Raw genomic sequence first — 12979 nt, forward strand, 5'->3', positions numbered from 1 at the left:
GTCAGGCCGGAGCAGTCGCCGCGTCGACCGGTGTGCTGAACTGCTCGACCAGCGTCCGCTTCAGGACCTTGCCGCTCGGTCCGAGGGGCAGGGCGTCGACCACGTGCACGACCCGCGGGAACTTGTACGCCGCGATCTCGTCGGACACGAAGTGGACGAGCTCGTCGGGGCTGACGGTCGCACCGGCACGGAGCACCACGGCGGCCTCGATCTCCTGGCCGTGCAGCTCGTGCGGGACGCCGAAGACCGCCGCCATGGTGACGTCCGGGTGCGTCGCCAGCACCTCTTCGACCTGCCGCGGGTACACGTTGTAGCCGTTGCGGATGATCATGTCCTTCGTGCGGTCGACGATCGTCAGGAACCCGTCGTCGTCCTTCGTGCCGAGGTCGCCGGTGCGGAACCAGCCGTCGACAATCGCCGCGTCGGTGTCCTCCGGCCGGTCCAGGTACCCGTTCATCAGGTTGTGCCCGCGGATGACGAGCTCGCCGATCTCGCCGTGCGGCAGCAGCACGATCGCGTCGGGCGTGGCCGGGTCGGCGATCTCGACGTCGACACCCCACACGGGCGTCCCGATCGTTCCCGGTCGTGGTGCGCGGCCGACGTGGTTGAAGGTGGCCACGGGTGACGTCTCGGTCAGTCCGTAGCCCTCGTGGATCGGCGCGTCGAACACGGTCTGGAACCGCTCGAGGACGGCCAACGGCAACGACGCCCCGCCCGAGATCGCGTAGCGCAGGTCCGGGCGGGCGTCGTTCCGGGTCGCGGCGTCGAGCAGTGCCATGTACATCGTCGGCACCCCCATGAAGATCTCGCAGCCGTGCTCGACCATCGCCGAAAGTGCTGCGTCGCCGTCGAACTTTGGGAGCATCACGATGGTGGCGCCGGCGCGGAACCCGGTGTTCATCGTGCAGGTCTGACCGAACGTGTGGAACAGCGGGAGTGCCCCGAGCAGGACGTCGCCGCGGTGCATGTCGAAGGTGCTCATCAGGTTCGTGTTGACCTGTTCGAGCAGGGCGAAGTGCGAGCCCTCTGCACCCTTCGGCTTGCCGGTGGTCCCGCTCGTGTACAGGATCGTCGCGGTGTCGAAGGGGTCGCGGGGGACGTAGGTGTCGAGGGGTTCGGCTGCCGCGGCCAGGGCCTCGAGGCGGTCCGGGCCGTCGTGGCCGTCGTGGCCGTCGTGGTCGTCGTGGTCGGCCGGTGCGAGCACGGTGATGACGTCGACGCCGGCGAGCTCGGCACCGGCCGCGCCCTCGGTGAGCAGCGGGGCAGCGCAGACGAGCAGCATGGCGCCGCTGTCCTGCAGCAGGTACTCGATCTCGCGCCGCTTGAGCAGCGCGTGGACGGGGACGACGACGGCGCCGAGTGCGAGGGTGGCGTAGTAGACGCGGGCGAAGTCCGCGACGTTCGGCACGAGCATCGCCACGCGCGATCCCTCGGTGACCCCGCGGGCCCGGAGCGCTCCGGCGTACGCCAGGGTCTCCGACCACAGCTCGGCGTACGTGGTGCGGTGGTCGCCGACGATCACGGCGACGTCGTCCGGGTACCGCGCGGCGGACTCGGCCAGGATCGCGGCGACCGAGGCGGTGGCTCGGGTCGGTCTGGGGGTGCCGTGGTGAGCGGCGGTGGTGGGCTCGGTGCGCGTCATTCCGGTCTCCGTCTTCGGTGACGAGTGGTTCCCCGGATCATACGTCCGGCCGCCGGTCAGAACGTCGTGCGCTCCTCGAACACCGACATGATCATGGCCGCACCGAGCCGTGCGCTCCGGGCCGGCTTGGCCGACCCCTGCACGGCTGACTCCACCCGGGCACCCTCGACCAGCAGCGACAGGGTCTCGGCGATGTGCGCCGGCATGTCCGCACGGGTGCAGAGCAACGTGAGGTGGCTCTCGACGTCGCGGAAGTGCTCGGCTGCGAGCGCGGCGATCTCCACGTCCTGCCGTCCGAGCTCGGCGTGCCCGTTGATGAACGCGCAGCCGCGCCACCCCTCGTCCGCGAAGCACTCCTCCAAGTAGCTGAAGATGCCGAGGATCTCATCGCGGGGATCCGCCGAGGTGGTGGCGATGTGGTCCAGGGCCCGACGCCACGCGCCGTGCCAGCGTCGCAGGACCGCCACCACGAGCGCCTGCTTGGACGGGTAGGCCGCCGTCAGCTCGTCCACGCTCATGCCCGCGTGCGCGGCGACGTCCTCGAAACGCACCGGGATCACGCCGTGCGCCGTGAAGAGGTCATCGGCGGCCTTGGATGCGGTGCGCTGCGCGGTCGTCTCGACGGCCGGGGGCGTGAGTGTGAGGAGCGTCATGGGGAAGTGGGGTCGGGGTTCAGGCTGCGAAGAAGTCGGCGTAGGACGGGTCGGCGTGGCCCATGTGGGCGGTGAGGCGGGCCTGCACCATCTCGTCGAGATCGGCGGGCGGCGTCAGGCCGCGTCGGCGCCATTCGACCGGGTTGCGGCGGAGCTGTTCGAGCGTGCGCTGTTCAGGCATCGTGGCGTTCCTGTTCTGCGAAGAGGGCGGGCATGTCGATGGCCTGGGTGCGGACGTCCTCGACCGCTGATCCCTCGCGGATCACGCGGAGAGTCCGAGCACGGCGGCGGCCGACGCGAGGACGCTCACCGAGACGATGCCGGTGCTCACCGCGGCGATCTGCAGCGTGCGCTGTCGCTGAGCGTCCCGCAGCTCGCTGAAGAAGCCCCGGTGGCGGTTGCGCCGGCTGGTGACCGCCGTCGCTTCGAAGGCCAGCTTGGGTGCGCTGATCGGGTGGACCGGGGTTGCGGTCGCGGCGGTCATGTCGTCCTCGTGTTCTCCTGAGCGGCCCGTTGCCGCCGGATGAGACGACCGTACGATCAGCGGGGTCGTCGGTGTGCACCAGGACCGACGACTCGACGGATCGCGGATGTCGTGAGCGGCCCGGCGGTCGAAATCCGGACATCGTCCCGTCGCCACGAGCATCCGGTCCGCGCGCCGACGATCGTCGGTAGCGCTTCTCGGACAGCGACACGGACGACGCGCGTCCGTTCGGTCACACTGCTCTCGGTGAACCGATGACAGACGAACGAGCTCGCGTGCAGGACGACGTCCGGTCCGCCGACGTCGACGAAGCACGCGACTTCCTGGTCGGTGCGTACGACGCCTCCGAGTGGCGCGCCGAGACGACCGCGCAGCCCTTCACCTTCCGGTACTCAGCTGTCGGCGACTCGACGATGACGCTGCGCGCGATCCGGTTCGACGGGCACCTCGACGGCGTCATGACGCCGTCGGACGACTTCGTCGTGCAGTGGATCACCCGGGGTACCGGCTTCATCGGCGAGGGTGACGACCGCCTCGTGAGCGCCGTGGGCCGGCCGCAGCTGTGGCCGCAGGACGGCGCCGCGTTCACGTACCAGGACTACGACCAGCGTCTCGTGCAGATCAACCGGGCATCGCTCGAGGAGGTCGCCGGCGAGCGCGGCGCGGCGTCGGGCGGCGTGCAGCTCGACCACACCGTGCAACCCGACGACCGGGCCGTGACGATGTGGCGGAACACCGTCAAGCTCATCTCGCACACGGTGCTCGACCGGCAGGTCTCACCGCTGCTGCAGGCGGAGATGGGCCGGCTGGGGGCGCTGGCGCTGCTCGAGCTGTACCCGGTCGTCTCGGCCACGCTGCCGGACGAACTGCTGCTCCCGCGCAACGCGCACATCCGCCGGGCCGTCGAGTACGTGCACGAGCACGCCCACCTGCCGATCACGAGCACCGACCTGGCCGAGGTGGCCTCCCTGAGCCTGCGTGCCCTGCAGCAGGCGTTCCAGCGGCAGCTCGGGGTGAGCCCGAACGGCTACCTGCGCGGGGTCCGTCTCGACCGGGTGCGCGACGAGCTCGTGCACGCCGACCCGGCGGGGACGAGCATCGCCGACGTCGCCCGGCAGTGGGGGTTCGCCCACGCTGGTCGGTTCTCTGCCGCCTACCTCGAGCGCCACGGCGAGTACCCCCGGGACACGATGCGGCGGGCGTGACACCCCGACGGCCATGATGGGTGCGTGCTCGACGACGACACCCACCGCCACCGACTGGACGCGGTCCTTCGTGCCGTCGGGAGCTCGGACGACCAGGCCGAACGGCTGCTGGGCGGATCCGTGAACCACACGTACCGGGTGCGGCGAGCGGTCGGTGCCGACGTCGTCGTGCGGTTCCCCGTCGACGCCCTGCGCTCGGACGAGTTCCCCGTCGAGGCGTGGGCCGCGCGAGCGGCTGCCGCAGCGGGCATCGCCGTCGCTCGGACCCTCGGCCACGGTGTCCAGGACGGCGTCCCCTTCATCGTGTCCGAGTACGTCGAACCCGACCCGCGGCCGATCGATCACCCCTGGACGTGGCTCGGCTCGTTCGCCCGCACCGTCGCCTCGATCGACCTGGGCGCGGCGCCGGCGTCGCTGTTCACCCGCTTCGGCACCGACCTGGCTCGGGCGTGGTCGGCGCACCTGGCCTACAACAGCGCAGCGCTCGTCGCGGACGATCCACTCCGCCGGGACGGCGCCTACAACTCGGCCGGCGCGCTCCGGAGGCACTTCGAGCGGCTGGCCGCGGAGCACTTCGCGTTCGGACTCGCACACGGTGACCTGGCACCGCGGAACCTGATCGCACGGGGACCGGGTCGTGCGCCCGTGCTCATCGACTGGGGCGCTGCCGAGACCGGTCCGTCACCGTGGACCGACGCTCGTCGGGTGTTCGAGTGGGCGTTCGTCGACGCGACGATCTCGCGGGCCGAGTACGACGAGTTCATCGCTGCCGCCGGGCTGGCCACTCCGGCTGACCACGCGATCCTGGCGTCGCTCACCGCGCTGCACCTCGTCGACGTGACCCGGTGGGCGCGGGAGCAGCGGCCGGACCTGTACGCCGAGTACGTCGACCGGTGCCGGGGCGGTCTCGAGCGCGTCGAGCATCTCGAGCGGATCGAGCGCGCTTCGGGGGAGTGAGCGGCGAGCGACCGCGGCGGCCCGGGTGGTCGTCGGTCACGCTACGCGGCCGTCGCCGTCACGCCCGTGCGCGCAGGAACGCCACCTGCCGTTCCCAGTGCCGGAAGCCGCCACCCTCGTGCCCGTTGTACGGGTAGACCTCGATCTCACGGTCGGCCGGCGCGTGCGTGTCGTCCGCCCCGAGTGCGTTGAAGGCGGCGAAGGTCGTGCGTGGCGGCACGACGTCGTCCATCAGGGCCACGGAGAACAGCGCCGGGGCGGTGATGCCGGCGGCGTGGTTCACCCCGTCGAAGTACGCCGCGGTGTCCCACACCGTGTCGGCTGCGTCGCGGTGCACGGACAGGTAGGTCGCGAGCTCCAGGTACGGGCCCCCGACGGCGATGTCGGTGCTGCCCTCCCAGTCGCACAGGAACGCGACGTCGGGCAGCACCGCGGTGATCGGTCCGACGTGGGCCTCCACGAGGGCAGCTGCGGCGATGGCGATGCCCCCGCCCTGGCTGCCGCCGGTCAGGGCGATGCGTGACGGGTCGACACCGGGCAGCGTCCGCACGGCATCCACCAGGCGGACGGCGTCGGTGTACACCCGGCGGTAGTAGTGGTCCGCGGGGGATCCGATGCCGCTCGTCATCCACCCGCTCGCGTGCGGTCCGGAGCCGTGCGGGTCGGGGGTGTCGCCGCCGGCCCACCCGCTGCCCTGGCCACGGGTGTCCATGACGACGTGCACGTACCCGGCGAGGGCCCAGTGCACGCGTTCGCCGGGGCGCCCGCGGCCGCCGCCGTAGCCGAGGAACTCGACCACGACGGGCATCGCCGTGTCACGACCGGCCAGCGGTCGCGAGACCCAGGCGCGCACCGGATCGCCGGCGAACCCCGGGAACGTCAGGTCCTCGACGACGAGTCCGGTCACCGGGGTGTCGGCCGGAGCGAGGACGGGAGCCGTCTCCGCTCCGGCCGCCCGGGCCGCGGTGATCGTGTCCGCCCAGAACGCGTCGAAGTCGGCCGGTCGCCGGACCTCGGGTCGGTGGCGACGGAGTTCGTCGAGCGGGAGGTCGGTGCGTGCCATGGGTCTCCTCGGTCAGCGCGCTGCGGCGCGGTACTGCTCGAGCACCTCGGGGTGCGGGTCCGCCGGCACGGTCGTCGTCGCGATGTCCCACGACGGCAGCGCGCCGGTCAACGCCCAGGCTGCCTGACGCGCGGCCCCGGACGCCACGTACTCGCCGGGTTCCGGGATGAGCACGTCGCGCCCGAACACCTGCGCCGCGACGGTCCGGACAGCCTCGTTCCGCGCGGCCCCGCCGATGAGCAGCAGTCGTGACACGGTCACGCCGGTCCCCTCGACCGCGGCGAGCCCGTCGGCCAGGGCACAGAGCATGCCCTCCACCGCGGCGCGCGCCAGGTGCGGTCGGTCGGTCGTGCCCGGGGTCATCCCGAGCAGTGACGCGGTCGCGTCCGGCCGGTTGGGCGTGCGCTCGCCGACGAAGTACGGCACCAGCACGAGGCCGTCGGCCCCGGCCGGCGCCTGCAGCGCCAGCTCACCGAGCGCGTCGTGGTCCACGCCGAGCAGGCCGCCGATCACCTCGAGCACGCGGGCTGCGTTGAGCGTCGTGACGATCGGGAGGCGCGACCCGGTCCCGTCGGCGAAGCCCGCCACGGTCCCGCTCGGGTCCAGGACCTCGGTCGCGGTGACGCCGAAGACGGTCCCGCTGGTCCCCAGGGACACCGCGATGTCCCCGGGAGCGAGTCCGAGTCCGAGCGCCGCACCGGCGTTGTCGCCGAGTCCGGCGGCCACGACCAGTCCGGACGGTGCGACCGCGCCGTTCGGCAGCGTGACGTCGACGTCGAGCGTCCCCATCGCCTCGTCGTGGGCGACCACGCGCGGCACGACGACCGTGTCCGCGGTCGGCTCGGAGCCGGCGACGCGCATCGGGCGACCGAGCGCGAGTTCGAACAGCTCCGGGTCGTACTCCCGGCGCACCGGGTCCCAGTAGGCCGTGCCGCTGGCGTCCGAGGCGTCGGTGGCGAGTGCGTCGAGGTCGGGGCCGAGCGGACTCTCGTCGGCCGGGCCGTACCCGCGCAGCCGCCACGACAACCAGTCGTGGGGGAGCGCGACGGCTGCGACGCGGCCGGCGTTGTCCGGCTCGGCGTCGCGGAGCCACCGCAGCTTGGTACCGGTGAACGATGCCACCGGGACCAGTCCCGTCCGGGCGACCCAGGCCTCCCGTCCGATCTCCTCGACCATCTGCGCGGCCGCATCCGCACTGCGCACGTCGTTCCAGAGCAGGGCGTCGCGGACCACGTGACCGTCGGCGTCGAGCGCGACCATGCCGTGCTGCTGCCCGGCGATCGCGACGGCGCCGACGTCGGTGAGCCCGCCGGCGTCCGCGACCGCGGTGCCGAGGGCGTCCCACCAGTGGCGGGGATCGACGGACGTGCCGTCCGGGTGGGCGGCACGTCCCTCACGGACGACGGCACCCGTCGCCGCGTCGCGGATCGTGACCTTGCAGGACTGGGTCGACGAGTCGACGCCGGCGACGAGCTGTGTCATCCCCGCAGCCTGTCAGCGCGCGCCGAGCAGGTGCTCGATGGCGAGCTGCTGCAGTCGGACGAAGCCGAAGCCCTTGCCGCCGAAGTACGCGTCGGCGTCGAAGTCCTCGTAGGCCGAGCGGTCGGACAGGAAGGCGTCGTAAGACTCGCCGTCGTTCAGGGTCGGCGTGCTGAGCTCGCCGACCTTGGAGGCCTCGAGCGCGGCCTGCACCTCGGGGTCGGCGCGGAAGGCCTGCGCGCGCTCCTTGAGGAGCAGGTACATGCGCATGTTCGCGGCCGCCGAGTCCCAGACGCCCGTGATGTCCTCGGTGCGGCTCGGCTTGTAGTCGAAGTGGCGCGGGCCGTCGTAGGCCTGGCCACCCTGCGGCGAACCGTGCTCGAGCAGGTCGACGAGCGAGAACGCGTTCTGCAGGTCGCCGTGGCCGAACACCAGGTCCTGGTCGTACTTGATGCCGCGCTGACCGTTGAGGTCGATGTGGAAGAGCTTGCCCTGGTAGAGCGCCTGGGCGATGCCGGCCGTGAAGTTCAGGCCCGCCATCTGCTCGTGGCCGACCTCGGGGTTGATGCCGAACAGCTCGGGGCGCTCGAGGGTCTCGGTGAAGGCGATCGCGTGGCCGAGGGTCGGCAGCAGGATGTCGCCGCGGGGCTCGTTCGGCTTCGGCTCGATGGCGAAGCGGATGCCGTAGCCCTTGTCGGTGACGTAGTCGGCGAGCAGGTTGACGGCCTCGCGGTAGCGCTCGAGTGCGGCCTGCACGTCCTTCGCGCTGTCGTACTCGGAGCCTTCGCGGCCGCCCCACATCACGAACGTCGACGCACCGAGCTCGGCGGCGAGGTCGATGTTGCGCAGGACCTTGCGGAGTGCGAAGCGGCGGACCTGCCGGTCGTTCGAGGTGAAGCCGCCGTCCTTGAACACGGGTGCGGAGAACAGGTTCGTCGTCACCATCGGCACGATGAGGCCGGTGGAGTCGAGCGCACCCTTGAGGCGGTCGATCTGCGTCTGCCGCTCGGCGTCGGTCGAGCCGAACGCGAACAGGTCGTCGTCGTGGAAGGTCAGGCCGTAGGCGCCGAGCTCGTCGAGCTTCTCGACCGCCTCGACCACGTCGAGGGCCGGACGGGTCGGCCCGCCGAAGGGGTCGGAGCCGTTGTAGCCGATGGTCCAGAGACCGAAGGAGAACTTGTCTGCACGGGTGGGCGTCGTTGCCATGGTGGTCACCGTTCGTCGTCGAAACAAAATGTTGCCGCGCCCAACATAAGCGGTAGTGTTGGCTGTGGCAAGGACGTGATCGCAAAGGAGCGAGCGGATGGCAAGTGTTTCGACGGCGCAGCAACGACTGCGGATCGCCATGGTGGGACACGGCTTCATGGGAGCCGCGCACTCACAGGCGTGGCGGACCGCCCCCAGGTTCTTCGACCTCGGGGTCGAGCCCGAGATGGCGGTGATCGTCGGGCGCGACCCGGAACGCACCGAGGCCGCTCGCGTGCAGTACGGCTGGCAGGCTGCGTCGACCGACTGGCGCGCCGTCGTGGCCGACCCGGACATCGACGTCGTCGACATCGTGTCGCCCGGTTCGTCGCACGTCGAGATCGCGATCGCCGCGCTCGAGGCCGGCAAGCACGTCCTGTGCGAGAAGCCGCTCGCCAACACCGTCGAACAGGCCGAGGCGATGACCGCCGCTGCCGCAGCCGCCCGGGCGCACGGGGTCCGCGCCATGGTCGGGTTCAGCTACCGCCGGGTGCCGGCCATCGCCTTCGCCCGACAGCTCGTGCAGGACGGCCGGATCGGCACCGTGCGCCAGGTCCGCGCGCTCTACCTGCAGGACTGGCTCGCCGACGAGGACGGCCCGATGACGTGGCGCCTCGACAAGGAGCTCGCCGGTTCCGGTGCGCTCGGCGACATCGGCGCGCACGCGATCGACCTCGTCGAGCACGTCACCGGCGCCGAGCTCACCCGGGTGTCGGGTCTGCTCGAGACCTTCGTGACCGAGCGCCCCCTGCTCGCCGACGGCGTCGGACTCTCCGGCACGGCGTCGAGCGAGCGCGGGCAGGTCACCGTCGACGACGCCGCGTTCTTCACCGCCCGACTCGGCGGCGGTGCGGCCGACGGCGCGATCGGCACGTTCGAGGCCACGCGCTACGCCACCGGCCGGAAGAACGGCCTGACGCTCGAGATCAGCGGGTCCGAAGGCGCGATCCAGTTCGACCTCGAGTCCATGAACGAACTGCGGCTGTACGAGTCATCGGCACCCGCGGGAGAGCAGGGCTTCCGCCGCATCCTGGTCACCGAACCCGAGCACCCCTACATGGCGGCATGGTGGCCGACCGGACACCTCATCGGGTACGAGCACACCTTCAGCCACCAGGTGAAGGACTTCGTCGAAGCGATCGTGGCCGGCACCGACCCGTCGCCCTCGTTCGAGGACGGCCTGCACGTGCAGCGCGTGCTCGACGCCGTCGAACGCAGCGCCGCCGACGGCAGCAGCTGGACGGTGACCGCGTGACCGCCGCCGACGGCACACGCCAGGCGCTCGTCGTCCGCGGGGGCTGGGACGGCCACCAGCCCGTCGAGACCACCGACCTGTTCGTCCCGTTCCTGCGCGACAACGGGTTCGCGGTCCGGGTGTCGGACTCGACGGCCGTCTACGCCGACGCGTCCGTCATGGCCGAGGTCGACCTGATCGTGCAGGTCGTCACCATGTCGACCATCGCCGACGACGAGTTCGCCGGGCTGCAGCGCGCGGTACTGGACGGCGCCGGACTGGCTGGCTGGCACGGCGGGATCGCGGACGCGTTCCGGAACACCGCCGACTACCTGCACATGGTCGGCGGCCAGTTCGCCCACCACGCCGGCAAGCACCCCGACGAGCGCGTCGGGGAGCAGTCCGACAACTACATCCCGTACACGGTGCACCTCACCGACCTCGGACGATCGCACCCGATCACGCAGGGCATCGAGGACTTCGACCTCGTCACCGAGCAGTACTGGGTGCTGTCCGACGAGTACAACGACGTCCTCGCGACCACCACGCAGGAAGCGCGCGACTTCGACGCCTGGAACCGACCGGTCACCGCCCCGGCGATCTGGACACGGCAGTGGGGCGAGGGCCGCGTGTTCGTCTCCGCACCCGGGCACCGCCTCGAGGTCGTCGAGTCGCAGCCACTCCGCACCATCATCGAGAGGGGCCTCCTGTGGGCAGCACGATGAACGAACCCGTCCTCCGCGTCGGGGTGGTGGGCGTCGGCGTGATCAGCCAGCAGTACTTCGAACACTTCCCGGCCCTGCCCGGCCTGTCGCTCGTCGCGGTCGCCGACCTCGACGTCGACCGGGCGCAGGCGGTCGGCGCCGCGCAGGGCGTGCGCGGCACGAGCGTCGACGAGCTGCTCGCGGCCGACGACGTCGACGTGGTGCTCAACCTGACGATCCCCGCCGCCCACGCCGACGTCGCGACCCGGGCGCTCGCCGCGGGCAAGCACGTCTACGGCGAGAAGCCCCTGGCGATGTCCACGGCCGAGGCCGAACCGGTGCTCGAGGCCGCCCGAGCCGCGGGCCTGCGGGTCGGCAGCGCCCCGGACACCGTGCTCGGCACCGGCATCCAGACCGCGCGGGCCGCCCTCGACGACGGCCTGATCGGCACCCCGGTCGGCGCGGCCGTCGCCTGGAGCGCCCCCGGCCACGAGCTCTGGCACCCGGCACCCGCGTTCTACTACCAGCCCGGTGGTGGCCCGCTGCTCGACATGGGCCCCTACTACCTGACCAGCCTCGTCACGTTCTTCGGATCGGTCGTCCGGGTGAGCGGCAGTGCCACCCGCTCCACCCGCGAGCGGACCGTCGCGACCGGACCGAACGCCGGCACGTCGATCCCGGTCGACATCGACACCCACGTGGTCGCGATCCTCGAACACGAGAACGGCGTCGTCTCGACCGTCACCGTCTCGTTCGAGGTCTGGGCCACCCGAGCACCGCTCTTCGAGGTGTACGGCACGGCCGGCACCCTCGGTGTGCCGGACCCGAACCGGTTCTCGGACCCGGTGTCGATCGCGACGGCGGACGACCGCGAGTGGCGCGAGCTGCCGGTCTCCGCCGGGTACGCCGACGCCGGTCGCGGCTACGGGCTCGCCGACCTGGCGCACGCGATCACCACGGACCGTCCGCACCGGGCCTCCGGCGACCTCGCGTTCCACGTGCTCGAGGTCATGGAGGCCGTCTCGGCCGCGGCCCGCGACCACGCGGTCGTCGACGTGCACTCGCGCGTCGACCGCCCCGCCACCGTCCCCGCCGGGTCCGCACCCGGGTCGTGGTGACGCACCTCGACCACAGCACGCACCTCGAACACAGCACGGACCCCGACCACCGCACGGAAGGACGACGACGATGACGACGACGGCCGCGAGCGACCAGGCGGAGCCGACCCGGGCCTCCAGGCCGGTCACGCTGTTCACCGGACAGTGGGCCGACCTGCCCTTCGAGGAGGTCGCCCGGCTCGCCGGCGACTGGGGGTACGACGGACTCGAGATCGCCTGCTGGGGCGACCACCTGGACGTCCGGCGCGCCGCGACGGACCCGGCGTACGTCGCCGAGCGGCAGGCGATCCTGGAACGCAACGGGCTGCGGGTCTGGACCATCGCGAACCACCTGGTCGGCCAGGCCGTGTGCGACGACCCCATCGACCAGCGGCACGAGGACATCCTGCCGCCGCACGTCTGGGGCGACGGCGAGGCCGAAGGTGTCCGACAGCGTGCCGCCGAGGAGCTCCAGTGGACCGCACGCGCCGCAGCGGCACTCGGGGTCGACACCGTCACCGGGTTCTCCGGGTCGTCGATCTGGAAGACCGTCGCGGGCTTCCCGCCGGTCCCGCCGAGCATGATCGACGCCGGATACCAGGACTTCCACGACCGGTGGTTGCCGATCATCGACGTGTTCGAGGAGGTCGGGGTCCGCTTCGCGCTCGAGGTGCACCCGTCCGAGATCGCCTACGACTACTGGACCGCCAAGCGCACGCTCGAGCTCTTCGCGGACCGGCCGGCGTTCGGGTTCAACTTCGACCCCTCCCACTTCGTCTGGCAGGACCTCGACCCCGCCGCGTTCCTGCTCGACTTCGCCGACCGGGTGTACCACGTGCACTGCAAGGAGTCGGTGAAGCAGCTCGACGGGCGCAACGGCCGGCTCGGCTCGCACCTGCCGTGGGGCGACCCGCGCCGCGGCTGGGACTTCGTGACCGCCGGACACGGTGACGTGCCGTGGGAGCGGGTGTTCCGCGTGCTGAACCACATCGGGTACACCGGCCCGACCAGTGTCGAGTGGGAGGACGCCGGCATGGACCGACTCGTCGGAGGACCCGAGGCGCTGGCGTTCGTGCGGCAGCTCGGCACGATCGCGCCGCCGGAGGCCTCGTTCGACGCCGCGTTCTCGCAGTCGCGGTGACCGGCGGTTCCGGGCGTACCTGCCGGATCCGGGCGTACCTGGTCGTTCGTTTCGACAAGGTGTGCCCGATCCCGC

General features: G+C 71.7%; 13 protein-coding genes. 6 read left to right on the plus strand and 7 right to left on the minus strand.

Annotation, left to right across the window (positions count from 1 at the left end; genetic code table 11):
* Position 1: 1 nt before the first annotated feature.
* The 4 genes from EDF31_RS03745 to EDF31_RS03755 all read right to left on the minus strand — a co-directional run bounded on the left by EDF31_RS03745 (position 2) and on the right by EDF31_RS03755 (position 2779).
* Positions 2 to 1642: a long-chain fatty acid--CoA ligase gene (locus EDF31_RS03745; RefSeq protein WP_131845248.1), complete on the minus strand. Its 1641-nt coding sequence runs from the start codon at positions 1640 to 1642 to the stop codon at positions 2 to 4.
* Positions 1643 to 1698: 56 nt separating this feature from the next.
* The gene (locus EDF31_RS03750) at positions 1699 to 2295 is read right to left on the minus strand and encodes a TetR family transcriptional regulator (protein WP_131845249.1); all 597 of its coding nucleotides are present in this window, start codon (positions 2293 to 2295) and stop codon (positions 1699 to 1701) included.
* A gap of 19 nt (positions 2296 to 2314) precedes the next feature.
* Positions 2315 to 2476, minus strand: a complete 162-nt coding sequence (locus EDF31_RS19850) for a hypothetical protein (RefSeq protein WP_165901319.1) — start codon at positions 2474 to 2476, stop codon at positions 2315 to 2317.
* Positions 2477 to 2557: 81 nt separating this feature from the next.
* Positions 2558 to 2779 carry a hypothetical protein gene (locus EDF31_RS03755; protein ID WP_131845250.1) on the minus strand — a complete coding sequence of 74 codons (222 nt, stop codon included), beginning with the start codon at positions 2777 to 2779 and terminating at the stop codon, positions 2558 to 2560.
* Between the two features lie 254 nt (positions 2780 to 3033).
* Here EDF31_RS03755 and EDF31_RS03760 point away from each other — a divergent pair, with 254 nt between their 5' ends.
* A complete protein-coding gene (locus EDF31_RS03760) occupies positions 3034 to 3984 on the plus strand; it encodes a helix-turn-helix domain-containing protein (RefSeq protein WP_111084859.1) in 951 nt (316 codons plus the stop codon).
* Between the two features lie 24 nt (positions 3985 to 4008).
* Positions 4009 to 4941, plus strand: a complete 933-nt coding sequence (locus tag EDF31_RS03765) for a phosphotransferase (RefSeq protein WP_131845251.1) — start codon at positions 4009 to 4011, stop codon at positions 4939 to 4941.
* Between the two features lie 58 nt (positions 4942 to 4999).
* Here the strand turns inward: EDF31_RS03765 and EDF31_RS03770 are convergent, their stop codons facing one another.
* From EDF31_RS03770 to xylA, 3 genes are read right to left on the minus strand one after another with little or no spacing between them, the layout of a single operon-like run.
* Entirely contained in the window at positions 5000 to 6004 is a 1005-nt protein-coding gene (locus tag EDF31_RS03770) for an acetylxylan esterase (RefSeq protein ID WP_131845252.1), read from the minus strand.
* A gap of 12 nt (positions 6005 to 6016) precedes the next feature.
* Entirely contained in the window at positions 6017 to 7486 is a 1470-nt protein-coding gene (locus tag EDF31_RS03775; RefSeq protein WP_131845253.1) for an FGGY family carbohydrate kinase, read from the minus strand.
* A 12-nt stretch (positions 7487 to 7498) separates the two neighbouring features.
* Entirely contained in the window at positions 7499 to 8689 is a 1191-nt protein-coding gene (gene xylA / locus EDF31_RS03780) for a xylose isomerase (protein WP_111084913.1), read from the minus strand.
* A 97-nt stretch (positions 8690 to 8786) separates the two neighbouring features.
* Between xylA and EDF31_RS03785 the strand changes: the two genes are divergently transcribed.
* The 4 genes from EDF31_RS03785 to EDF31_RS03800 all read left to right on the plus strand — a co-directional run bounded on the left by EDF31_RS03785 (position 8787) and on the right by EDF31_RS03800 (position 12904).
* Positions 8787 to 9983, plus strand: coding sequence for a Gfo/Idh/MocA family oxidoreductase (locus EDF31_RS03785; RefSeq protein WP_243649839.1), 1197 nt, complete (start codon positions 8787 to 8789; stop codon positions 9981 to 9983).
* Positions 9980 to 10687, plus strand: coding sequence for a ThuA domain-containing protein (locus EDF31_RS03790; protein ID WP_131845254.1), 708 nt, complete (start codon positions 9980 to 9982; stop codon positions 10685 to 10687). The genes EDF31_RS03785 and EDF31_RS03790 overlap by 4 nt, the downstream gene beginning before the upstream one ends.
* The gene (locus EDF31_RS03795; RefSeq protein WP_131845255.1) at positions 10684 to 11784 is read left to right on the plus strand and encodes a Gfo/Idh/MocA family oxidoreductase; all 1101 of its coding nucleotides are present in this window, start codon (positions 10684 to 10686) and stop codon (positions 11782 to 11784) included. The genes EDF31_RS03790 and EDF31_RS03795 overlap by 4 nt, the downstream gene beginning before the upstream one ends.
* A 70-nt stretch (positions 11785 to 11854) precedes the next feature.
* Positions 11855 to 12904, plus strand: coding sequence for a sugar phosphate isomerase/epimerase family protein (locus EDF31_RS03800; RefSeq protein ID WP_131845256.1), 1050 nt, complete (start codon positions 11855 to 11857; stop codon positions 12902 to 12904).
* Positions 12905 to 12979: the final 75 nt, after the last annotated feature.

Origin of the sequence: Curtobacterium sp. PhB142 (assembly GCF_004341255.1) — a bacterium.
GTDB lineage: Bacteria > Actinomycetota > Actinomycetes > Actinomycetales > Microbacteriaceae > Curtobacterium.